Consider the following 24,085-nt stretch of genomic DNA (forward strand, 5'->3'; position numbering starts at 1 on the left):
CATACATTATGGTTGTATAGGTCTTAAAAGAAAAGGGCTACGCTTTGATTTGTGTTGTAGGAATTCGTCAGTTGTTTACAATACAACCATATGGAATGATAGTACCGCCGTAGATCCGGCGATAGATTTAATATGAATTGCAGCTTACTTCATTGTCTAATAGTAAAGTAAAATGAAAAGTATGAATAGGAGAAGTGATTCTCCTATCCAGGGTAAAAGGTCTTCCGACAGAAAAAGATCATGAAATACATTCTTAAATGCGAGGTTGAGTAAATTGGATAATAAGGTTCATATTCTTGTTGTGGAAGATGATGCAGATATTAATCGACTGCTTTGTGATATCGCAGCTAAAGGCGGTTATTTTCCTAAGCCCGCTTTTTCAGGCACTGAAGCGATGGTCTATCTGGACAACCAGGATTGGGATATGGTGTTGCTTGATTTAATGCTCCCTGGTTTGACAGGCGAAGAACTTTTAGAAAAAGTGACAAAGCAGAGTGATGCTCCAGTCATTATTATTTCTGCAAAGCTTGAAACACGATCAAAAGTTAATGCTTTAAGGTGCGGGGCTGATGACTATATTACAAAACCTTTTGATATCGAAGAGGTGTCTGCAAGGATCGATTCTTGTCTCAGAAGACGAGGCAGATCCAACACGACTGTTTCAAAACTTGAACATAAAGATATCGTGATGAATAAGGAGGCTAAGAGTGTAGAAGTGAGTGGAATAGAAATTAAATTAACAGCCCGGGAATATGATATCCTGCATTTGATGATGTCCTCGCCAAATAAGGTTTTTTCTAAGGCTAATTTATTTGAAAGTGTCTGGCACGAAACCTTTCATGGTGACGATAATATCATTAATGTTCATTTAAGTAATATTAGAAGTAAATTATCCAGGGCTAATCAGCAGGAAGAATATATTGAAACCGTCTGGGGGATGGGCTACAAGCTGAAAACTTAAGGGTTTCTTAAGCATTTACTTAAGAGTTTTTTAAGGTTCCCTGCTTATTGTTACATTATCTTGCTTAAGGAGGGAATCGCAATGGATGAATATGTATTACGAACGAACGGGCTGTCAAAAAAATATCAACATACTATGGCGCTCGACAAAGTGAGTCTGCGTATAAAAAAGGGCTCTATCTATGGATTTATAGGACAAAATGGCGCCGGGAAATCAACATTGATTCGTGTAATAACTGGTCTTGCTTCTCCATCCCAAGGATCGTATGAATTATTTGGAAAAGTTCATGAAGGAGAAATCATTGAAGCAAGAAAAAGGATTGGCACCATCATTGAAGGTCCTGCTTTATATCCGCAAATGACGGCTGTTGAAAATCTCGAAGCCCATCGTTTGTTAAAAGGAATACCAGGGAAAGAGTGTATTGAAAAAACACTTAAAATGGTGGGTTTGCAGAATACAGGAAAAAAGAAAGCGAAGAATTTTTCTTTAGGAATGAAGCAGCGTCTCGGACTTGCCATAGCCTTATTAGGGGATCCTGAATTTCTGATTCTTGATGAGCCAATCAATGGGCTGGATCCAATGGGTGTGGTTGAAATACGGGAATTACTAAAGAAGCTGAACCGGGAATATGAAATCACGATCTTGATTTCAAGCCATATTTTAAGCGAACTGCATTTACTGGCCACTCATTATGGCATTATTCATAAGGGGAAGCTGATTGAGCAGTTATCTGCAAAAGAACTGCAGGGGAAATGTCAGCAGTACCTGCATATAAAAGTGGATCATCCGGAAAAGGCTGCAACGATAATTGAAAGTCAGTTGTCAACACGTGAGTATGAAGTCATGCCTGATGGAATCATTAAATTGTTTGTTTCAGTAGATTCTCCTGGAAAAGTGTCCAGGATTTTAACGGATGAAGGGCTGGTTATTGAACAATTTATGCCGATGGGAGAAGATTTGGAAACGTATTTTACTAATCGCATAGGAGGTGAAAAGCATGGGCAGGCTATTGAAAGCGGAATGGTATAAATTAACAAAGGATCGCTCATTCCGATTTTTGACCTGGATGCTGTTGATTGCTGCCGTGCTGGCTCCTCTTGTGGAATTCGATAATGGTGCTCCCGGACTTCCTGCTGTAAAAGACTACTACGTCGAAAGCATCCTCGGTCCGCATGCAAACATACTAAAGCTTATACCAAGTATTCTCGCCGGATTTTTTATTACAAGCGAATACTCTATGGGCACCATGAAAAGCATGGTTTCTTCTGGTAATAACAGAATTAGCATTTATTCTGCTAAACTTTTTGTGTTTTCACTTGGAGCCATTTTGTTATCGCTTATATTGCCGATCATTATGACAGGGACGAGTGCTGTTTATTTCGGCTTCGAAAGTATGCCTGAATGGTCCTACTATTTCCAAACCATCGGATTAATCCTTTTATATGCTGCAGCTTTTGCCTCGATTATGGCCGTTTTTTCTATCTTGTTTACTGACAGCGGAAAAACGATAGGATTTCTGTTGATGTTTTTTGTGTTTGTGGATTGGCCCTTGCAATTATTAGCAGTTAAAGTCCCTTCGTTTGAACCGGTTCTTTCTCATTCTGTTTTCAAATTAATTTACGATATCAGTATTGTGAATGAGGTAAGCAGCACGGATAAACTATTCCTTTATGGAATTCCCGTTTTAACGTTCGTGCTTCTTTGGGGAATAGGCGTTTCTATTTTTATGCGAAAAGAAATTAAGTAAACGAAAGGTCGGTGAGCTCGGATGCTCTATTTATTGATTGGTGCGATCATAGGGTTTATCTATCTGCTCACTCGCCTGTATCTGCTCAAAAAAGAAATAAAAAACACGGCTCGGCAGCTTCATCAGGTGAACCAAAATCAAACCCAAAAAAAATTGGATGTTTCCTTTTTTGATAGGGATTTTGAGGAACTCGCAATGGAGATTAATGGGCAGATTGACTTAACGAAACAGGCGGAAGCGACGAAGCGTTCAACTGAATATGAGCTGAAACAAGCGATCTCACATATTTCTCATGACATCCGCACCCCGATGACATCAATAGTAGGCTATATTCAACTCTTGGAATCAGATGAAATTAGTTCAGAGTTAAAGAAAGAATATCTGTCAACAATAAAAAATAGTACAGCACGATTGAAGGTTTTACTTGAGGATTTTTTTGAGTTATCCATCATCGAACAAGATGATTTTCCGTTAAAGATGGAAACGATTCGGCTAAATGATGTAGTTATGGATACATTGTTCAGTTTCTATGGGGAATTTACCAACAACCGCATAGAGCCGAATATTCACATATCTGAAGATGAGATTTATATGAGGACGGATTCTTCTGCATTCATAAGAATTTTAGAAAATTTAATCGTTAACGCCATCAGATATTCCACAGGAGATATTACCATTGATCTGCGGAAAATGAATTCAGTGGTGCAGTTGAAAATATCAAACTCTGCAGACAACTTAAGTGAACAGGATGTAAAGCAAATGTTTAACCGTTTTTTCAAAGCAGATCAAACGAGAACGGGAAAAGGAACCGGTCTGGGTCTGCCCATTGCCAAAAGTTTAATGGGGAAAATAAATGGAACGATTCGTGCAGAGTTAAGGGAGAATTACCTAACAATCATATGTGAGTGGGAAATCTAGCGTTTTTTACTGCCATGATTGCAATGAAATGAGAAAAAACTACTCATGTATTTATTAGCCCGAGGGATTAATTTTACGATTGAAAGAATTTCTATTATTTTGATGCCTATACCTGTCAGCTATACCAAATGTGCTAAATCTGATTTAGATAAGCTCAAATGGGTAAACAATTAATAACCAGATTTACGGAAGGTGATCAAATGAAACGGAATTATAAATTTTTAACGGCTTCTGTTGCTCTTAGCACAGTCCTTGTTGCAGGCGGCTGCAGTGATCCTGAAGAGAATTCAGGAGATGAGGCATCAGAAGGCGGAGATGAAATTGTTGAAACAGGTGAAGATGGAACGGCCAATCCACAGCCTAACGAAAGTTTTGAAGGCATTGAGCTCTCTGGAGATGGAGAGATTCCGGAAGGACTTGAGGGTGCTGAGGATCCTGCATATGGAGAAGGGGATACTGTAACAATTAATGCCTCGCATATTGCAGGTATGGAAGGCGCCGAAGGAACCATTGTCAGTGCGTTTGATACAAATGCTTATAGTGTATCGTATGACCGGTCAGACAGCAGTGAACGAGTAGAGAATTATCAATGGGTAATCGACGAAGAAATCCGTGGAGGATCTAATGAAGGCTCTTACGCTGAAGGAGAAGAAGTTGAACTCAGTACAGAGCGAATAGAAGGTATGTATGAGGCAAATGCTGTCATTGAAGCGATAGAGGAAGATGCCACTGTTTATATGGTGGATTTTTCCCTGACTGAAAGCGAAGATACAGCTCTTAACTACAAGTGGCTTCTTGAAAAAGAATTATCGGCTAATTAAACCGAGAACCGGCAGTCAACACATGACTGCCGGTTTTTTTGCGCATGAAGATTTGATTGAAACAATTAGGTATATTTATTTGATTGTTTTGATCGTTTCCCCTTCAATAATCACAGGCTGATAATACGTTTCATTCGGCAGATCTTTCGTTCCTTGCAATTTTTTTATAATCCACTCAGCAGCATCCCGCCCCATTTTTTCCTGAGGGTGAGTGAGAGTGGAAAGTTTGATATTGGCATTTTTTGCGATATACGAATTATCCTGACCAATAACGGATAATTGTCCGGGAACAGTGATTCCCAGCTGATTGCATACATTGATCAATTCCAGTCCGACCTCGTCATTGTAGCAAACGATCGCCGTAAGCATGTCTTGATTTTGGGTTAAAAATTGCTTTAAATTGCTGTATAGGTCGAGCTTTGTCTCTGTTTTAAAGGAAAGAACATGCTCTGGCTGGAACTTCAACTTTGCCTCGCCAAGTGCTTTAATATAGCCCTTCATTCGATATTTCCCCTGTAAATCATCCATCTTTGAGATAAGCCCGATATTTGTATGGCCGTTAGAGATTAATTCCTTCGTGGCGAGATAGCTTGATTGCACATCATCCAGACGGAGAAACGGAACATCTAATTCTTCATAATGCGCATTAATCATGATGAGCGGAACGTCCTGTGCCTTGAACGATAAGTAGTAGGCAATATTGGGATTGTACAGATTGCTTTTTGTCGGTTCGACGATCAGGCCGTCCACACCGAATGACAGCATCATTTCAAGCGCTTTTTTTTCCTGATCAACATCGTTATTCGTACTGACTAACAGAAGCGAATAATTGTCCTCTTTTAAACGTTCTTCAATTCCCCGGATAATCGAGGGGAAAATGTAATCGGAAATGTAGGTAGTAATGACTCCGATAATTTTATTATGGGCATTGTCACGGGATTTTGATAAATATTGGCTGCTGACGTAGGTCCCTGAGCCTTTTTCACTTCTTAAAAATCCATCGTTGGAAAGCTCCAAAATGGCTTTTCGAACAGTGTGACGGCTGACACCGTATAATTCCTGCAAAGCAGATTCAGTGGGAATTTTTTCTCCTGCTGCATAATCCCCTGAAAGAATCTTGCTTTTTATATCCTCAAACAATGTCTGATACTTTGGCTTCATTGAGAAATCACTACTTTCCGAGTTCGATTAAATGCTTAATGGAGTCAGTTATCTGATGTTCATAGTATAGCGCAGCTTCAATTGGTTGAAAAGCTGTACTCTAAAGTCAGCTATCTACGGATTATTTGTATGTACATTTTATGTTTAATTGACAAATAGTACGTACAGAAATTATACTGGAATTGTTGAAAACGCTATCAAAAGAGGTGAAAAAGTGAGTAGAGTACAATCAGAAATAAAACAGAGCATTGCAAATGGGGAGACATCACTCGGAGTAGAACTTGGATCTACAAGGATTAAAGCAATATTGATGGATGATCAATTTAATACAATCGCCTCTGGTAGTCATGAGTGGGAAAATCGCCTGGAGAATGGTTTTTGGACGTACAACTTAGAAGACATATTAACAGGTCTACAGGAAGCATATCGGGATTTAAAGCAGGAAGTGGAACGCAAGTATGGCGTTACCATTCGTAAAATCGGATCGATTGGCATTTCAGCTATGATGCATGGCTACTTGGCTTTTGACAAAAATGGTGAGCTGCTAGTTCCATTTCGAACATGGCGAAATGGGACGACAACTTCTGCGGCGAAAAAATTAACGGAATATTTTAAATTTAATATCCCGGAACGATGGAGTATTGCCCATCTATATCAGGCCATTCTCGCTCAGGAAAAACATGTAGAGAAAGTGGATTACATCACCACATTAGCCGGGTTTATTCACAGGCTGCTGACAGGACAAAAGGTGATCGGCATAGGAGACGCTTCAGGAATGTTTCCTATCGATGAAACTACTCATACCTACAATGAAACGATGGTTCAAGCGTTTGATGAGCTGATCGGAAGCCAAGGCTATCCGTGGAAACTGAAGGATGTATTGCCCTCTGTCTATCAATCTGGCAATCAGGCAGGGGAGCTAACTGACGCCGGTGCAAAACTGCTGGATAGCTCAGGAAGTCTGCAGCCTGGAATTCCGTTCTGTCCTCCGGAGGGTGATGCGGGAACTGGGATGGTTGCTACAAACAGCGTGAGAAAAAGGACGGGAAATGTCTCTGTCGGAACTTCTGTTTTTGCCATGATTGTGCTGGAGAAGGAGCTTTCAAAGGTATATCCGCAAATTGACCTGGTAACTACACCAAGCGGCAGTCCTGTTGGGATGGTTCATGCCAATAATTGTTCAAGTGACCTCAATGCCTGGATCGGCTTGTTTCACGAGTTTTACGAATCGATGGGACAAAAAGCAGAGAAGGATCAGTTGTTTACGGTGCTGATGAACAAGGCACTTGAAGGAGATCCTGATGGGGGTGGATTGCTCAGCTACGGCTATTACTCTGGTGAAAACATTACAGGTGTTGAAGCAGGCCGTCCGCTGTTTGTCCGCTCGCCGCAGAGTCAATTCACGTTAGCGAACTTTATGCGAGTCCATCTTTTTACAGCCTTTGGCGCCTTAAAATTAGGCGTGGACATTATGACGAAAGAGGAAAATGTCTCCATTGACCATCTTGTCGGTCATGGCGGGTTATTTAAAACGCCTGTAGTCGTTCAAAAAATACTGGCTGCTGCGATGAATGTTCCCGTTTCCGTTATGCCAACCGCTGGAGAAGGTGGAGCCTGGGGAATGGCTATTCTCGCTAACTATATGAAGGAAAAAGAAGAGAATGAAAGTTTAGAAGAGTTTCTGGATGAAAAAGTATTCTCAAGTGCTGAGGTACAGGAAATTCATCCTGATCAAACGGATGTTGAAGGCTTTGAAGCATTTATCAAGCGATATACAGAAGGGCTATCGATTGAACGGGCTGCCATTAACAGTCTGTCTGAACGGGAGGGATTGAATTGCTAGAGCAGCTGAAAGAAGAGGTATTCCAGGCAAACCTTGAATTGCCGAAGCAGGGACTTGTGAAATACACATGGGGAAATGCAAGCGCCATTGACCGTGAAAGTGGGTTATTTGTGATCAAGCCAAGCGGGGTGCAGTATGACGAAATGAAAGCAAGCGATATGGTGGTCGTGGATTTAGATGGCCAAGTTGTAGAAGGAAAGCTTAATCCTTCCTCAGACACCCCCACTCACGCAGTTTTGTATAAGCATTATCAAGAAATTGGGGGCATCGCACACACCCACTCCACCTGGGCGACAATCTGGGCTCAGGCAGGTCTTGATGTACCCGCTATGGGCACTACCCATGCCGATACTTTTTACGGGGATGTCCCATGTGCCCGTTTTTTAACGCAGGAAGAAATTGACCGCGGATATGAAACAGAAACAGGTCATGTCATTATCGAAACCTTCAAGCAAAGAGGGCTGGATGTTTTAGCTATACCAGGCGTCCTGCTTCAGGGACACGCTCCATTTACATGGGGAAAAGACGTAGCATCCGCCGTCATGAATAGTGTAGTGCTGGAAGAAGTATCAAAAATGAATTTATTTGCACGTGAATTAAATCATTTCGCCAAAGAGCTGCCGCAGCGGATTTTAGATAAGCATTACTTAAGAAAGCACGGCGAGAATGCTTATTATGGACAAAAATCATAAAACGATGAAAAAGGAGATTACTACATGACACAGAAAAAAGAGTTTTGGTTTGTTGTAGGCTCACAGCAGCTTTACGGAGAAGAAGCACTGGCTAAGGTTAAAGCCAATGCCCAGTCGATGACAGATGCATTAAATGAAAGCGGTGTCTTGCCTTACAGGATTGTGCTGCAGGATTTGGCAGTCAGTGCAGATAAGATTACAAGCATGATGAAAGAAGTGAACTACCGGGATGAAGTAGCGGGGGTCATCACCTGGATGCATACGTTCTCTCCTTCAAAAATGTGGATCCGCGGCACGAAATTATTACAAAAACCACTGCTGCATTTAGCGACTCAATTCAATGAAAGCATTCCGTGGCAATCCATTGATATGGATTTTATGAATCTGAATCAATCGGCTCATGGCGATCGTGAGTATGGATTTATTAATGCCCGATTAAATAAAAATAATAAGGTTGTAGTGGGCTACTGGGAACGGCCGGAGGTTCAAAAACAGATGGCAGACTGGATGGATGTTGCGGCAGCATACAATGAGAGTTTCAACATCAAAGTTGCCCGCTTCGGAGATAATATGCGCCATGTTGGAGTAACTGAGGGAGATAAAATTGAAGCGCAAATTCAATTTGGATGGACGGTCGACTACTATGGCATTGCCGACCTGGTTCAGTATGTAAACGAAGTTTCAGAGGAAGAAATAGACGCTCTTTTTAAAGAATATGAAGAACTTTATGCATTTGATTACGGGTCCTACAGCAAAGAAGACTGGACAGCGAGCGTAAAGGTGCAGGCAAGCTATGAAATTGCAATCAAGCGTTTCCTTGACGAAGGCGGCTATACTGCTTTCACCTCGAACTTTGAAACACTGCATGAGATGAAGCAGCTTCCGGGACTTGCGGTTCAGCGCTTAATGGCTCAGGGGTACGGATTTGCGGGGGAAGGGGACTGGAAAACAGCAGCCCTTGACCGTCTGCTTAAGGTCATGAGCCATAACCAATCAACCGGATTTATGGAGGACTATACGTATGAGCTGGCTTCGGGGCAGGAATCTATTCTGCAGTCTCATATGCTTGAAGTGGACCCGACGCTTGCAAGCAATAAACCAGCCATCGTTGTTTCGCCTTTAGGAATCGGTGACCGGGAAGACCCTGCCCGCTTAGTATTTGACGGCAAAGCAGGAGACGGTGTAGTCGTGTCGATGGCTGACTTTGGCACGCACTTCAAGCTGTTGATTAACGAGGTTTCAGCGTTTGAACCGACCGTAGAAGCACCGAAACTGCCGGTGGCACGTGTGCTGTGGGAAGTTAAACCGAATTTTCACGATGGAGTGAAGGCCTGGATCGAAAATGGCGGCGGTCATCATACTGTCGTATCGCTTAACCTGACCACTGATCAAATTGTTGCGTATGCAAAACTCGTTGACCTCGAATACGTCATTATCAAGTAAGGCTGCAGGATGCTAATTACTATGAGGAGCCGAACCGTCTATATCTTCGATGGATTCGGCTCACTTAAAAAGATTGTGCTTGTATAAAATTGACTATTACCAAGAAGCGGCGGCTGTTTATAAACGGTGCAACGCGTTCCTGGCTCATTATATGCATCTTGTGCTTGCAGACAAGGAGGATACACATGTTAGAAAAACATTCAACCTGGTATGTTATTGTCATCGCAGTATCGGCTGGTATGGCTGGACTTTTATATGGCTTTGATACAGCAGTTATTTCTGGAGCGATTGGTTATTTACAGGAGCTATATGATTTAAGCCCCGCAATGGAAGGGTGGGTCATCTCCTGTGTCATGATTGGGGGAGTCCTTGGAGTTGCGGCTTCCGGTTTCTTAAGTGAACGCTTTGGCCGAAAAAATATTATGATTGTAGCAGCGGTCCTGTTCATAATTTCAGCGCTTGGTTCAGCCTTTGCGACAGGTGTAACCATGCTGGTCTGGGCCAGAATCATCGGCGGGTTCGGAATCGGTTTTGCTTCTGCACTGTCCGTTACCTACATCAGTGAATGTGCGCCGCCGGCTATCCGTGGGAGACTTGGATCACTTTATCAGCTATTCACGATCTTTGGGATTTGTGCCACTTTTTATATCAACTATGGTGTGGCCAACAGCGGCAGCTATGCATGGGGGCTCGAAGAAGGGTGGCGCTGGATGCTCGGTTATGGAACCATACCGGGAATCATTTTTTTAATCCTGTTATTCTTCATTCCGGAAAGTCCGAGGTACTTGATAAAAAAAGGGAGGGACTCAGAGGCCTTTCAAATTCTTAAACGAATTAACGGAGAAACGATCGCGAAAAAAGAATCAAAAGAAATTAAAGCTTCCCTGGATGTTGAGCAAAGCTACTCAGCCAAGGAACTATTAAAGCCAGGACTTCGTATGGCACTCGGTGTAGGGATTTTCCTTGCTCTGTTCAACCAGGTAATCGGAATGAACGCTGTAACATATTATGGGCCGGATATTTTCAGGAGTGTCGGCTTTGAAAACAATACCGAATTTCTCGCAACAAGCATTATTGGAAGTGTGCAGGTAGTCTTCACCATCGTAGCCCTATTACTTATTGATAAGCTGGGAAGAAAGAAGCTGATGGCAATTGGCTCCAGCCTCATGGCCATTTTTATGGTGTTGATTGGGAGTGTATTCTACTTTGAGCCGGCCAATAGCGGACCGCTGCTTATCATTTTTATCGCAGGATTTACTGCCGCATTTTGCGTTTCCATGGGACCCATTCCATGGATTATGATCCCGGAAATTTTTCCGAACCACCTGCGTGCAAAAGCAGTCGGGATCGCAACGATGTTTCTATGGGGCGCCAATTGGGCAATCGGACAGTTTACACCAGTCCTGATTAACAATATGGGCGGGGCATTCACCTTTTGGATGTTTGCCGTCATCAATGTCATTTGCTTCACCTTTGTCATGACCATCGTTCCTGAAACGAAAAACAAATCTCTCGAAGAAATAGGGGAGCTGTGGAAGCCAAAGAAAAGTGGAAAGCAAATAGCAAGGGAAGGATAGATGGTGGGAAAAGTCAGGCGATTGGGCCGGGCTTTTTCAATTCTGGTTTCATTAGTATTTTATAAAGGTTGTCACATTTTTCTTAGATGCAATCGTTCGTTTCGCCAGTTCATCAATCCATTTCTTTTTAGGTAATTGGTATTTTCCAAATACGTCCTTATACGTCTTTAGGTGTAAATTAACCGTTCTTGCTTCCTCAGGGTAATTAGAAGATTGGCATAGGTTTTAAGTTGTAAAGTAAATCTAAAGTAGAAGGTAAAGTAGCGTTTATGAAGTAGTATTTTTAAAGAAATAAACTCGTCATAAATAAATTCCAAAGAGAATGTGAAAGTAACGAGGGAATTAATGAGTTCGTTTTGTACGCTGTTATAGAGAAAAGTACACCTGCAGCAAGTGTGATGATCCAGAACTGTGGATGAAACAATGCAAACAAAATGGAAGTTGTGCTAATTGCCAGAAATGGCTTAGTGTATTTTATCAGAAAAAACAATAAAAAACCACGAAAGAAGAATTCTTCCCATATAGGAGTAAGAATGCCTGATCTTAAGTAGACGCTCCACCCTGCTGTCGGCCATTGTCCATATTTATAATTAAAAATAAATGATTCATCTAATAAGATTTCATAATGGACACATATAAGTAGAAGTAAATAAGGTATTACTAATGAAATGATTATATATAGATAGGCTGATGGTTTGTAAATGAATTTTACGTTCAGCAAGGGCTTTATGATTTCTCTTACATCTTTAAAGCCGAGTGTAAAAGATATAAATGCAAGGAACCATATCTCACCTCTATACTCATTAAAATTTGGACTAAATTGAAAAAAGCTGTTAATAAGGTAACCTGTAGTTATAAGCAGTCCTATATAAATAAATAGTGTAAGTTTTATTTTCGTAACCTCCATACAAAATTTACTTAACATCAATTCACTAATATGGTAAATTATTATATTTGAATTTTACCACACGCAGTATACTAGCAGAATAAAAATGTTAGAGTATCTAATAATAGTATGAGGTGAAGGGAGTGGAAGGCGTCCTCTGTAGCATAGTGAGTCAGTCAAAAAGAGCTTGGGACAAAACCCAAAAAAGTTTTAAAAAAGAGGATATATTTATTACTAGTAATAGGTGAGCGGAGCGGAAGGTGGCGACTCCAGCAGGATATGACGGCAAGCTGAGACTTTACAGGGCAAGGCCCTGAAAAGGCTCAGCGCCGTCCCTGCGGAAAGCGTCCACCTGAAGCGCAGCCGAACCGGTCAAAGAGCTTGAGACACTTTTGTCCCAAGCTCTCATTCGTATAGTATTTGGTCAGATGTTTGCTTAATGCCCCATCATTTCTTCAGCAATTTCCTCACCGCTTAGGTCTGAGAAGTAATAGGTCGGCCAGTTGGTGACTTCATCCAGCAGCGCTTCTCGGTCATCTCCCCAATATAAGTGGTAGTGGTCTGCATCGGTCGGTTCGATTCCGTGGTCACTGAACTGAATATAGGCAGGCATGGATCCTTCCTGTTCTTCATCCAGTTTGAAAATGTATCGTACGCCGCGGTTGCCGGCTTCATATTCCAGCACTTCATAGCCGTCATAGGTGTAGCTTCCGGAAGATTTTTCTCCGTTTTCAGTGAAGGTAAACGTATCATCTTCGATCACAATACGATCAACATCTGTTTCATATCCTACCTTGTAGTATTCCTTGTATTCTTCAGCCGTCATGTCGCCTTCTTCTGCTTTGTGGGCAAACACTTCGTCTAACGTTCCGTCTTCTAAATATGGATAAACAGATTGCCAGTCGCCTTCCCAATCAGACAGCTCACGGTCTTGAATTTGGTCGTCTTCAAAATAGCCGTCATAGATTTTCTGTGCTTCTTCATCTACTTCATGATCATGGCCATGGTCGTGCTCCTCGTCATGTTCATGATCGTGCTCTTCTTCATGGTCATGATCATGCTCTTCCTCGTGATTATGTTCCTGTTCCTCAACCTCTTCTGCAGCGGAGCCGTTTTCCTCCTCATTTGTAGCCGTATTTTCTTCTCCACAGGCCGCCAGAGTTAAGGCAGTAAGTAACGCAAATGTAGTCATCCATTTTTTGCTCATATGTATCTCCTCCTCATATTTTACATAACACAATATATCGTAATCATTACGATTTGTAAATAGTAATCATTCCTTTTTAGGGTTTGCACGTAAGATCATTTTTAAAAGTAGAAGGTGATTTGAGTAACAATCAGCCTAATTAGAAGTAAAAAAAGCCTGAAACACATTAGTTTCAGACTCATTAATTCTATAAGAAGAGCAGCACAAAAACCTGCATGTATACCTGTGTCATCACATAAAACGCTATCGCGTACTTGTAGTTAAACATCAGACTGTTCTTCACAATACTCAGCCGGTTTACAGCACTCAACACAATGGTCGGTAAAATAAGCGGGGAGAGCATGATGGAAATCACACTTCCGGAGGTGATCCCTAGAACAATAAGCTCGGGTGGGTAAGGCACTTCAACACCCTGTAAAATACCTGACACCAAAACGATCACAGTCAGAGGCCCAAGTCCAATAAACCCTAAGATGATGACAACGAAAGGCAAGATCCAAAGGAAGTTTAAAAATGGAACGGCCTCTGTGACGTAAAATAGACCATCCACGATAAACTCACCATACCCTGACTGATTCACCGCATCAATCAAAAACCCAGCTGCCAGCAAGATAGAAAATTGCTGTGCCTTGTTGGGAATGCCCTTTTTCAAATAGTGCTTCCCATTTTCTATAATCCTGATGCTTTTTCTAGTGATGAAAAAATAGATCGTGACCCAGGCTGTGATGACGATAGGAATGATCAATAATAAACTGGCATCCCAGATCGCATTTAACAGAAAAATAGATCCAAACAGAGTAATAAAGAGAAAAATAAACTCAATTACATTCCGTTTTCCCTGCGTTTCAGAGAACGTGTTTTTTGAGATTTTTGCAAGCTGTTCCTGAATTCCTTCCGTCAGATCCACACCGTAATGCCGTTCTTGAAAATAGGAAAAGAGTACAGCTAGCAGCACTCCTGCAAAAGAGAGAAAAAAGCCCTGCAGAATCGATAAACTTAATGAAGCACCAAGTGCATCAACGGCAAAAATAAAGCTTGGAATACTTACAACCCACATAGTGGTTAAGGCAAAGGCACGAAGTAAGGCCGTTCCTTTATAGTTTTCCCATGCTTCACCCTTTTGATCGCTTAGAAATCCGTTTACCATCCCGTACACCATTGGAATCGCTCCAAACAATAAAAAGTAGGAGATGATTTGGGTAATCATGAGCATGCCAAAATAAAATTTACGGCTTGTATTCAAAAGCTTTTGTGCAAAATGGATCACCGATTCTATATAAGGTTTTTCTTCAAGCACCCAGCTGATAGAGGGGACAATCAGCAGCAGCGCAATCAGACCGCTCATGACAGTAAATCCTGAAACGCCTGATTGAACGAGAGAGGTATCAGCTGATAAATGTATGATTATTGCAATACCAAAAAGTAAAAGAGAGATGGAGGCCTGCTTCACCGGCAGGAAAAAATACCCGATTATAAAAGCGGCTAAACCCAGCAACGACAAGATCGTCACTAGTGATTCATCCTGTATAAACGAAACGATAAAATGCATGATCACGTACAAACTGATTAATAGGGTATATCCCCGTTTAGCGAATTGATTCATTCTGGATACTCCCATCTTAAATTATGATTCACGATCTATGGTATCACAGCAAAGAGGAAAGAACGCATTAGGTGATTCTAGGGTAGTGTTATTCTTATCCAGATTAATTTAAAAACAAGATGCCTTTTACACGAGAATAAACAAGGATTTGAACATAGTTTATAGAATAAAATATGATAAAGAAAAGAGGTATCTTATAAATGACTAAAGTGATAAAAGGAAAGACCCATTTAAAAAACCAGAATAGGGAGGTGATTTCATGGATTTAGGACAACCAATCGCAAGAGGCAACACTGCGGAGATCTATCTCTCTAAAAATAAGATCATAAAAGTGTTTAACGATTTTTTGCCTGATACAGAGTCTGAAAAGGAAGCCACTAAACAAAGATATGCCTTTTCATGTGGGCTTCCTGTACCTGAAGTATTAGAGGTTACCACTATAAATGGAAAACAAGCCATCATCATGGAATACGTAGAGGGAGTTTCATTAGGGGAGATGTTTTTACAAAACAGAGAAGCTATTCATGATTACTTGACGATTTCAGTGGATGCACAGCTCAAGATTCACAGTGTCATCCCGGATAAAATTGAAACGATGTTTGATAAGCTGCAAAGGCAGATTGAGTCCGTGCAGAAATTAGATCAAAGAATAAAGGAACAATTGTTAAAAAAACTAAATTCCTTCTCCTATGAAAGCAGGCTTTGTCATGGTGACTTTCATTTATTTAACTTAATTCAGAGGGATCAAAAGATTACGGTCATTGACTGGGTTGATTCGAGTTCAGGGGATATTCGCGCAGACGTCTGTCGAACCTATCTATTATATATGCCTTTTTCAACTGAATTAGCGGAGCTGTATATAACGATTTACTGTGAAAAGAGCGGTCTATTAAAGTCGGAAATTATGCAATGGGCGCCAATTATTGCTGCAGCCAGATTAGCTGAACATGTTTCAACGGAAGATTCAGAGCGGCTGTTGAAGTTGATCCAGAACAACTCCTAGTTCAAATCATTAGCAAGAAGGGATAAAATAAATGACATTTCCAGAATTAGAAACAAGTCGTCTGAGACTTGTCCAAATAAAAGAAGATCATGCACAAAGCTATTTTGAAATTATGTCTAATGATGATCTAACAAAGTATTATGGCATGGATTCACTGAAAAGGCTGGAACAAGCTGAGAATATTATCGCTTCTATGCAACGAACATATGAGAGTAAAAGAGGCATCAGATGGGGGATAGTGCTCAAGGAAACAGCTGAATTTTCCGGTACGGTCGGACTGAACAATCTGAATCTGCCTTCAAAGTGTGCGGAGATTGGCTACGAGTTGAAGCCCTCGCTCTGGGGGAAAGGGATTACGAGTGAAGCCGTGGAGGCAGTGCTGCGCTATTCATTTGATCATCTGAATTTATTCCGAATGGGTGCTGTCACCTACCCTCAGAATAAACCGTCTATCAAGCTTTTGAAAAAAGCAGGATTTACAGAAGAAGGACGGCTGAGAGGGTACCTTTATCAAAACAATCAGTCCCACGATGCGGTGGTGTTTTCGCTTTTAAGAACGGATTTAAAGGAGGCTTATTAATGATTGAGAGGATCGATACGTTTTGATTCCCTCGATAACTAACAATCAAATGATCAAGAAGTTCAATACCGAGTATTTTCCCGGCTTCAGCTAAGCGTCTGGTTATATCGATATCTTCTTTACTTGGACTAACATCACCGCTCGGATGCTGATGGCTGACAATAATTGAAGCCGAATTATTCAAAATCACGGTTTTAAACACATCACGAGGATGAACGATACTAGCATTTAATGTACCTGCATGACGACGATGAACCCTTCGGCCCGTAGGTGACAGCCGTACGGACCGTGTTTATCGGGCTGTTTAGTGTTGAAGCGATGCGTATGGATGAACAAAAAGATTCTTTATTTTTTGATTCAGCCGTAGCACTGCCGCCAGCTGATTGCTATCATGATCAACCTTAAATAAACCTTTACCCTGAAAGTAGCTGAAAAGGATTGGATGTTGTAAGAATAGTTTTAAACCAAATGAGATCAATACTATTTAGTTTAAGAGGTAAGGTTTAACTCGAACAACAGGGATTTGATTGGTTATTCGGAATAATAAACGCCTAAACCAATTGGTAAGTGTAAGGTACCGGAAAACGAGAATCTAACGAAGGATTGCTTGTGTTATTAATACTGGCTGTACGTTTGTTACAGTGTCTTATACAGTAAATGGAGAAGTATCTTTGAAGACTTACAATCATTGTAATCAATAAGCTAATACATTTACCACTGATTATTTGGAGGAGAAATTTTAGAGGAGGAGTGTGTTATTCTTCTCCTGAGATGAGATAACTTGGGCATTAGGCCGAAGCCATCCTTTTAAGTTCCATTGCTTGCACAAACCTTAATAACAACCTAGGTATGTAAATGTAGGGGGGAGTTTGGAAGGATTAATCGCCTGTTTAAATAAATTTTCATCCTCTTTTTTCACGCATGATTTTTCACTTTAAGAAATTCTTGAATTTTGAATAGTAGTTCTTCTTTCTGTTCTTGATTTTTCACTTTAGACTTTAAGACTAAGTTAAATAGTTCCTGGTTCTTTTCAAACTCAGTTTGATGCGTATTGTAAAGGTCCAGTATTTCAGGAGAATATTTTGATAATCTCTTAACTTTTCTTTTTATTCTATTTTCATTCGATCCAAAATTGGAATTAAAATAGATTGTACAGAATATATCTACTATCATATCTAACAACATGTGAACACTTCCTTTTTCAAAGCAGTAAAATCATATAAACTGCCATTAGTAGATGAATTTATGACTTTCCGCTTATTAATTTTGGACACTAAAAAGCCTAGAGATAATGAGGTGGTGAAATTTTTTTTATAAAGAAAATACCGTCCATTTGCTCTGCTGGAATTATTAACTTATGCATGGTACCTGACTCTAATATTAGAGTTTTACTGAATAAAAACTTATTTAATGAATTTTGTGAAGCACTTGAAAAATCTAGGAAAGATACTGGCTTTGTATTATGATTCATATAATCTTCAAGACTTTTTTTAGGTGGTTTCTTTATATCGTAAATAGTTCCCTTATCTAAAGCAGCCTTGCCTTCATACATGAAAAGACCAAGATAATAGGAGTGGCTTACAATGTCAGGGGTCATTAAGGACCCCATAGGTTTGAACTTAAACATAGTTTCATAATTCTTGAAAATATGTGAATTATGAGCCCAAATGATTATCCTTTCATTAGGATACAACTCATTACAAATCCATTCTATATTGTCAGCCATCACCTGATCTCGGAATTTTAAATAAGAGCGACGGTCAACTCTTAGAAAGTCTAAAAAAAGACGCTTATTACTTAACACTTTTTGAATTATTTTATAGAAAATATGCAAGTCTTTTTTAAGAAATTCATCTTCTAAATCCCCAAGTTTGCTATTTAATTCAGTTATTACATCGAGTAGTTCTTGTTGGTCTTTCTGGTACTCTTGAGCGATGGTTTTTGGAACTTTTTTTCTGCTCGCTTTATACTTACCAATACGTTTGTACCAGTCAATAGTTACATTATCTATCCTTTTTACAGACAATATAAAATTTACCGGAATATCAATGTCGATGCTTTCTAAAAACTTTGGGAACAAGTTTTGATTAGTAGATGGCTGGAAGTCGAATCCAAGAAGGTTCAAATCAGTTTCTTTTATTAATTTAAATAAAGATACGGTTTCTTCTGTTTTCCATAACGAATAGATGGATTTATCCATTAGTTCATTTACTGATAGTTTTTGTTTCAAAAAATTCGAGCTATAACATTCACTTAATCCACTCTCAAATGCAATAACTTTAAATCCCATCTTATGATATAGGAATTCAATTAGCTTGGATTTTAATAAATTATGCTCTGCAACCCCATGGCCATTTTCACCCATCCATACTATTCTCTTATTTTTTAAAACCCTTTCTAAAAAATGAAAATCCTCCATTTTAACGTCAATTAAGGTCTCCATACCGATAGAATGTTCTTTCACCCATTCTGCAGACCTATTGTATTTTCTGTTTATGAATTGGAAATTTTTCATCGAGATCTCCTACTGTTCATAGTTTTTGATTAACAATACCAAAGTGCATCTACACAAGAGAATTTTCTTGCATGAAAAAAATTCTAAAAAACCTTTAAGTCTTTTGGATAATCCCTGACTGAAATTTATGATCATGAATGAAAATGTTTGGACTCTTGGTCCATTAATTAAAGATCCATGTTTAGAAAACCCTATTGGCAACCTCAGAGGGATCAAACAAGATAATTAAAAATCCTTAAAATTCTTTATTTAGTTGTAAATAGATTGGTTCTCCCCAGAAGTATGTTGAAACCTTAGATGAGATTCATTTGGTACACCATTATCCTATATAGAAATTAGTTGAGGTTTTGTTTGTACAATTGTAGTACTTTGCTGCTAATTTATACTTCTTATTGTTAAAATAATAATCTCCTAAAATACGTGAATAAATTAGGTTCTCATAGTGTAGTTCCCTCTCAGCTAAGAAAGGTAATACTTTTTTAATCATTAAGTCTTCAAATGAGCTATTAAATCCTTTAATTAATTAGGTATAAACTTCAAACTCGTATACATATATTGAGTCAAAAGGGTCCAACTGAGTGGTCAAGTCTAGTCCTGCTTCTAACCACTTTTTGGCATTCCTTAAATCCCTATTCGTGTAATACTCTTTCATTAAACCGGAGACCGGCATGATTTTTTTGAGTATCGGGCTAATATTATGTAACTCATAACTTTTTAAGTAAGAATCAATGGCTTGATCAGATTTTCTTTGTATGGAATATAATTCTCCAATATTTTGCCTGCAAATGGCGTGGATATCGCTAGCACTCATGTTAAGAGCAGTAATTTCGGCAAAATGATAGCTCTCAATAGCGTCCTCAAATTCATTAGCCAGTTGAAAGGAGGTTCCGATCAATATCTGACATTCAGCATAAAATAACACAGCTTATGAATTTCAACTAATCTTATCAGGGGAGTATTGGCTAATATAGTTCATCAGACGATTCCTTATTCGCTTGCAATAAGCATTTAAACCAATCATGACATATTTTAAAGACACTATTTTCTTCTTTTGAATGAGAGTTTATTTTTAATCTTTCATTTAAAAGCCTTATTATTTCTGCTGGCGGATTCATATAACCGTTTTCAATTTTTGATAAATAGGAAACAGAAATAAATCCTCGTGATAATTCTGTCTGTGTCATCTTTGCTTTTTTCTATAGTATCTAATTCTATAACCTGGATTAGTTTCCACATGTAACCTTCTAAAACTAATTATAGAGAATGACTATATTATCTCCTTATTTTTTCCTTATTTTATAAGAAATTATAAAAGAAGTAAATGTTACTTATTATTCAATATTTATTGTTATACATCGTTTTGTATAATTTAAATTTTATAAAATTGTAAAATTTTATTTTTTGTGCCTTAAAATATCAGTTTTCCTTAAGATGATTATATGAAAAATGTCCAACTGAAAGCTGGCTATAATCTTCAAATTGCGACCGAAGGTCAATATACGCTTGCCTATGAGATTTTTTCAAATCCAACGGATACACGTACGCTCATTCCTTTTCTTAATTCGATTGAACAGCACTTCTTTAAACTTCCTACTTTTATAGTCGCAGATGCCGGTTATGGAAGTGAAGAAAATTATCAGGATGTACTGGACAATCGGGAGAGTACACCATTGATTACCTACAATACGTATCGGAAAGAACAAAAGAAACGCAATCAGAAAAATGTGTTTAATTCGGCCAACTGGAACTACAATAATGAAACAGATTCCTTCCAATGCCCAAATGACCAACAACTCACCTTCCGTTATCATTCCCGTAAGACCGATCGCAAGGGCTTTACCAGGGAATACAAAGTATACGAAAGTGAGAACTGTATGGGTTGTCCATTCCGTTCGGAATGGACCAAAGCAAAAGAAGGAAACAATCGAAAGATCTTTATGAACCCAAAATGGGAACAACAAAAAGAACAAATTAGAACATTGCTTTCAGAAGAAAAAGCGGGAAAAATCTACGGAAGACGGAAATAGACGTAGAGCCAGTTTTTGGATTTCTGAAGGCTAATTTAGGTTTCACCCGGTTATCTGTCCGAGGAAAAACCCGAGTGAAAAATGAATTGGGGTTTGCGCTAATGGCTGTGAACTTGAGAAAGTTCGCAGCCATTAGCGCAAGATAACCCAGTAACCAAACAAACTACCAATAGAAAAAAGGCACCGCTCATCAAAAATGGTGTGCAGTACCTTCTTTTTCTGAATTTCAGCTAGTTATGTCCCAGCCTCTGTTTTATATGTTTAAAGGCAGAAGGAAAAAATTCTTATTAACAGAAAGACTCTTAAAAATTGTAAATGGTTCAGATCAAAGCTACCCCATCTTTTACTCAAAAGATATTGAAGGTACATATGAAAAGCTAAAAGATCATGGTGTTCGCATCAATGTGCTGCAAAAAGACGGTGTAAACCATTATTTTGATTTTTACGATCCGGACGGGAATCGGTTGCAGATGTGTTATTTTGATGATTAAATATAAATTTTTCTGATAAACGCGGTAGATTAATAGTAAATTTAGTTACCACTCTACCAACTAACTGAATTTTTTGATATATTCTAATTTGTAATGTATTTATTTCTTAGGTCCCAGTTTTCACGGTCGGAGGAATATGCTTTCTGCAAGCCCTAAAGGTTTTACTGTTTTACTTTCAGGCTTTTAAATCCGGATGTTGTCATTCATTCAAGGATGCTTGGATTACAAAATGGGAGGCTTTAAAATGAGAACAATGGCAGAAGGTAATACGTTAATCACTGAACGCACGTTTTCTGTTTCGCAGGAGAGGCTGTTTCAGGCTTTTACAAATTCAAATGAACTTGAAGCGTGGTGGGGTCCTGAAGGCTGGCAAACAGAAAACAAGCGGTTTGAATTCGAGCCGGGCGGAATCTGGCACTACTGCATGAAATGCGAGGATGAAAGCCAGGGTGATTTCTACGGCATGGAATCGTGGGGGATTGGAAAATTCAAAGAAATCCAGGCACCTGAAAGATTTCACTATGAGGATATGTTTTCTGATCAGCAAGGCAACGTGAACGCGGAAATGCCTGCAATGGATATAAAAGTTGAATTCAAACCGACAGATGGTGGCACGATGGTGGTGACGACCACAACATTTGATTCACCTGAAACATTAGAAAAAATGAGTGAGATGGGCATGATCGAAGGATATAACTCACAGATGACAAAACTGACCAACTACTTATCTGAATAGAAGCTTACGGGGCAGCCGGGAAAAGATTCTTACGTGTACTTACTGCACGGGAATTTTCAGGCTGCCTTTTATTTAGGAAAAATGGTAAAAGAATTTGATAGGGGATGCTGAATGAAACATTTACTTTGGGCAATCTTAGGGGCCTGCATAGCATGGGGTGCCATTAGCTGCTTTACAGGTGACTGGGACATGTGGGGGTTAACCTGCTTAATTATAGGAATCGGAACAGGATACGGGATTCGAAAATATAGCGAAGAAAAACCAGAAGGAAAAATATAGAAAGAACAATAAAAGTAAATAATGTTGAAACTTTTCAAAACATTTCCACGTAAAAAATCAAAAGAAGGTGGGGATGAGATGAAAAAATTCATGGGCATTGGACTATTGTCAGTCGCATTGCTTTCAGGGTGTACCCAAGCTGATTCTATCAGAGAAGAAAGCCTCGAGAATGAGCTTGTAGTTAATCGTACGTTTGAGGAACCGCCTGCAATTGCAGCTTATCTGCCGGATTTTGAGGAGACTGAAATTCCAGAGCTTTCGACTGACATGCTTCAATCCATTACAGAAGAACGTGAACTTGCAGGCCAGCTTTCACAGGAGGACATGGTAAAGGACTTGGAGACATTTTTGAGTGCGATGCGCTACGGCTTCGGGCCATATGAATTTTATGGAGGAGATGAAGCATTTTTGGCTGCAGCGGATGAAGTTGAAAACTGGATTCACTCCTCTGCTGAAGTGAGAAGCGGCAAAGAATATTCGAAAAAGCTGCGGGAATCGTTTTCATTTGTTGAAGACCAGCATTTTTACATTGAGGGATTGAATCCATTTCAAAAAGAAGTGGCTCCAGTCGGAGTTGAGGAATGGCAGTTTACAAAGGAGGAAAATGCATACTTTTTTAATAGCGAGGAAGTTGAGCTTATCAATAATGAATCCCCGAAGAATTATATCAAATCGTCTTTCGATGAAAAAGGCGAGCTGATCTACTTTGCTGCAGCAATGACCCAGGAAAGTGAAGAGGAATGGACGCTTGAAACCGATTCAGATACGTATAGAGCTGTTCCCTTTCAATTGACCACGCATTCAGAAGGGCAAGAACCGTTTAACATTAGTGAAACAGACGAAGGAATTTCTGTTGTAACATTTCGTACAATGATGGTTCACGAAGAAGATTTTTTTACATATGAAGATATGCTGTCGGCAGTGGATTATATAAAGGAAGCACCAGCAGCAATACTGGACCTGAGAAATAACGGTGGGGGAAATGGTTTTTTCTCGACGCGGTTTATTCATGATCTGACAGGGTCTCCCCCAACAGGTACGGAGTCTATCTGGATTGATACCAATACGAACCATGTTTTATTGTCAACCATAAGAGAATTGTACCAGCAGCAAGGGGCAATACTGGAAACTTTCTATGAACATCTTCCGCCAGAAATATATGGAGGATACGACGTTGACTATTTGCCCGTGGTCCCAGATGCTGGGGTTACAACCTTTGGAACGGCATGGGCAGGAACAGACGTTGAAATTTCCAAAGAACCGTCTCTAGATATTCCGCTTTATATCTTGATGAATGAAAATACGGCTTCAGCTGCCGAACTGATTATAGAGGGGCTAATGAAATATGAAAACACGATTCTAATTGGAAGTACAACGTCAGGTGCCTTTACGAGTGATGCAGGATCCTTGTTCTTTCTGCCTCATTCAGGCGTTATGATTGGCATGCCATCGAGTTTATCGATCGGTCCATACTCTTATCAAAGAGAAGGGGTTGGCATTGAACCAGACGTCTGGATTTCAGGCGGCGGTGCAATGGAGCGCACGGTTAAATGGGCAGAGAGTGCTTTGTCCGATGAAGAATAAAACCAGCTTCT

The 24,085-nt window shown here is 39.7% G+C and carries 22 protein-coding genes and 2 pseudogenes; 16 read left to right on the forward strand and 8 right to left on the reverse strand.

The features are described from left to right. Positions 1–274 precede the first annotated feature (274 nt). The 5 genes from P6709_RS15585 to P6709_RS15605 all read left to right on the forward strand — a co-directional run bounded on the left by P6709_RS15585 (position 275) and on the right by P6709_RS15605 (position 4,447). A complete protein-coding gene (locus P6709_RS15585; RefSeq protein ID WP_278241867.1) occupies positions 275–961 on the forward strand; it encodes a response regulator transcription factor in 687 nt (228 codons plus the stop codon). Positions 962–1,042: 81 nt separating this feature from the next. Further along, positions 1,043–1,990 (forward strand): ABC transporter ATP-binding protein, encoded by a 948-nt coding sequence (locus P6709_RS15590; protein ID WP_278241868.1) that lies wholly within the window; start codon positions 1,043–1,045, stop codon positions 1,988–1,990. Beyond that, positions 1,959–2,708, forward strand: coding sequence for an ABC transporter permease (locus tag P6709_RS15595; RefSeq protein ID WP_278241869.1), 750 nt, complete (start codon positions 1,959–1,961; stop codon positions 2,706–2,708). The genes P6709_RS15590 and P6709_RS15595 overlap by 32 nt, the downstream gene beginning before the upstream one ends. Before the next feature lie 21 nt (positions 2,709–2,729). Further along, entirely contained in the window at positions 2,730–3,626 is an 897-nt protein-coding gene (locus P6709_RS15600) for a sensor histidine kinase (protein WP_278241870.1), read from the forward strand. A gap of 200 nt (positions 3,627–3,826) precedes the next feature. After that, a complete protein-coding gene (locus tag P6709_RS15605; RefSeq protein ID WP_278241871.1) occupies positions 3,827–4,447 on the forward strand; it encodes a YdhK family protein in 621 nt (206 codons plus the stop codon). 75 nt (positions 4,448–4,522) lie between these two features. Here the strand turns inward: P6709_RS15605 and P6709_RS15610 are convergent, their stop codons facing one another. Next, the gene (locus tag P6709_RS15610; RefSeq protein WP_278241872.1) at positions 4,523–5,608 is read right to left on the reverse strand and encodes a GntR family transcriptional regulator; all 1,086 of its coding nucleotides are present in this window, start codon (positions 5,606–5,608) and stop codon (positions 4,523–4,525) included. A gap of 214 nt (positions 5,609–5,822) precedes the next feature. Between P6709_RS15610 and P6709_RS15615 the strand changes: the two genes are divergently transcribed. The 4 genes from P6709_RS15615 (at position 5,823) to P6709_RS15630 (ending at position 11,163) form a co-directional block, all read left to right on the forward strand. Then, positions 5,823–7,451 (forward strand): xylulokinase, encoded by a 1,629-nt coding sequence (locus tag P6709_RS15615; RefSeq protein WP_278241873.1) that lies wholly within the window; start codon positions 5,823–5,825, stop codon positions 7,449–7,451. Beyond that, entirely contained in the window at positions 7,445–8,143 is a 699-nt protein-coding gene (locus tag P6709_RS15620; protein WP_278241874.1) for an L-ribulose-5-phosphate 4-epimerase, read from the forward strand. The genes P6709_RS15615 and P6709_RS15620 overlap by 7 nt, the downstream gene beginning before the upstream one ends. A gap of 24 nt (positions 8,144–8,167) precedes the next feature. Then, on the forward strand, positions 8,168–9,586 hold the full coding sequence (gene araA, locus P6709_RS15625; protein WP_278241875.1) for an L-arabinose isomerase: 1,419 nt from the start codon (positions 8,168–8,170) through the stop codon (positions 9,584–9,586). Between the two features lie 185 nt (positions 9,587–9,771). Further along, positions 9,772–11,163 (forward strand): sugar porter family MFS transporter, encoded by a 1,392-nt coding sequence (locus P6709_RS15630; protein ID WP_278241876.1) that lies wholly within the window; start codon positions 9,772–9,774, stop codon positions 11,161–11,163. A 283-nt stretch (positions 11,164–11,446) separates the two neighbouring features. Here P6709_RS15630 and P6709_RS20560 read toward each other — a convergent pair whose 3' ends face one another. The 3 genes from P6709_RS20560 to P6709_RS15640 all read right to left on the reverse strand — a co-directional run bounded on the left by P6709_RS20560 (position 11,447) and on the right by P6709_RS15640 (position 14,859). Continuing rightward, on the reverse strand, positions 11,447–12,088 hold the full coding sequence (locus tag P6709_RS20560) for a CPBP family intramembrane glutamic endopeptidase (protein WP_442905349.1): 642 nt from the start codon (positions 12,086–12,088) through the stop codon (positions 11,447–11,449). A 397-nt stretch (positions 12,089–12,485) separates the two neighbouring features. After that, positions 12,486–13,256: a metal-binding protein ZinT gene (locus P6709_RS15635; RefSeq protein ID WP_278241877.1), complete on the reverse strand. Its 771-nt coding sequence runs from the start codon at positions 13,254–13,256 to the stop codon at positions 12,486–12,488. Positions 13,257–13,443: 187 nt separating this feature from the next. After that, the gene (locus P6709_RS15640; protein WP_278241878.1) at positions 13,444–14,859 is read right to left on the reverse strand and encodes a hypothetical protein; all 1,416 of its coding nucleotides are present in this window, start codon (positions 14,857–14,859) and stop codon (positions 13,444–13,446) included. A gap of 259 nt (positions 14,860–15,118) precedes the next feature. Between P6709_RS15640 and P6709_RS15645 the strand changes: the two genes are divergently transcribed. Both P6709_RS15645 and P6709_RS15650 read left to right on the forward strand, forming a co-directional pair. Then, entirely contained in the window at positions 15,119–15,862 is a 744-nt protein-coding gene (locus P6709_RS15645; protein WP_278241879.1) for a phosphotransferase family protein, read from the forward strand. Between the two features lie 31 nt (positions 15,863–15,893). Beyond that, positions 15,894–16,442: a GNAT family N-acetyltransferase gene (locus P6709_RS15650; RefSeq protein ID WP_278241880.1), complete on the forward strand. Its 549-nt coding sequence runs from the start codon at positions 15,894–15,896 to the stop codon at positions 16,440–16,442. Between the two features lie 31 nt (positions 16,443–16,473). Here the strand turns inward: P6709_RS15650 and P6709_RS15655 are convergent. The 4 genes and pseudogenes from P6709_RS15655 to P6709_RS20565 form a co-directional block, all read right to left on the reverse strand. Further along, positions 16,474–16,698 (reverse strand): annotated as a pseudogene (locus P6709_RS15655) (JAB domain-containing protein); the annotation flags it as partial. 1,026 nt (positions 16,699–17,724) lie between these two features. Further along, complete coding sequence (locus P6709_RS15660; RefSeq protein ID WP_278241881.1) at positions 17,725–18,957, reverse strand: erythromycin esterase family protein; 1,233 nt, start codon at positions 18,955–18,957, stop codon at positions 17,725–17,727. 523 nt (positions 18,958–19,480) lie between these two features. Then, positions 19,481–19,852: a hypothetical protein gene (locus P6709_RS15665; RefSeq protein ID WP_278241882.1), complete on the reverse strand. Its 372-nt coding sequence runs from the start codon at positions 19,850–19,852 to the stop codon at positions 19,481–19,483. Between the two features lie 67 nt (positions 19,853–19,919). Continuing rightward, a complete protein-coding gene (locus tag P6709_RS20565; RefSeq protein WP_442905350.1) occupies positions 19,920–20,141 on the reverse strand; it encodes a helix-turn-helix domain-containing protein in 222 nt (73 codons plus the stop codon). A 246-nt stretch (positions 20,142–20,387) separates the two neighbouring features. On the opposite strand from P6709_RS20565, the pseudogene P6709_RS15675 reads away from it, so the two are divergent. The 5 genes and pseudogenes from P6709_RS15675 to P6709_RS15690 form a co-directional block, all read left to right on the forward strand. Further along, positions 20,388–21,115 (forward strand): annotated as a pseudogene (locus P6709_RS15675) (transposase); the annotation flags it as partial. 126 nt (positions 21,116–21,241) lie between these two features. Further along, a complete protein-coding gene (locus P6709_RS20570; RefSeq protein WP_442905352.1) occupies positions 21,242–21,475 on the forward strand; it encodes a VOC family protein in 234 nt (77 codons plus the stop codon). A 244-nt stretch (positions 21,476–21,719) separates the two neighbouring features. After that, positions 21,720–22,211 carry an SRPBCC family protein gene (locus P6709_RS15680; protein WP_278241883.1) on the forward strand — a complete coding sequence of 164 codons (492 nt, stop codon included), beginning with the start codon at positions 21,720–21,722 and terminating at the stop codon, positions 22,209–22,211. A gap of 111 nt (positions 22,212–22,322) precedes the next feature. After that, positions 22,323–22,490, forward strand: a complete 168-nt coding sequence (locus P6709_RS15685; RefSeq protein ID WP_278241884.1) for a hypothetical protein — start codon at positions 22,323–22,325, stop codon at positions 22,488–22,490. 78 nt (positions 22,491–22,568) lie between these two features. Beyond that, complete coding sequence (locus tag P6709_RS15690; protein ID WP_278241885.1) at positions 22,569–24,074, forward strand: S41 family peptidase; 1,506 nt, start codon at positions 22,569–22,571, stop codon at positions 24,072–24,074. The last annotated feature ends 11 nt before the right edge of the window (positions 24,075–24,085 follow it).

Origin of the sequence: Jeotgalibacillus sp. ET6, from assembly GCF_029667115.1 — a bacterium.
Lineage (GTDB): Bacteria > Bacillota > Bacilli > Bacillales > Jeotgalibacillaceae > Jeotgalibacillus.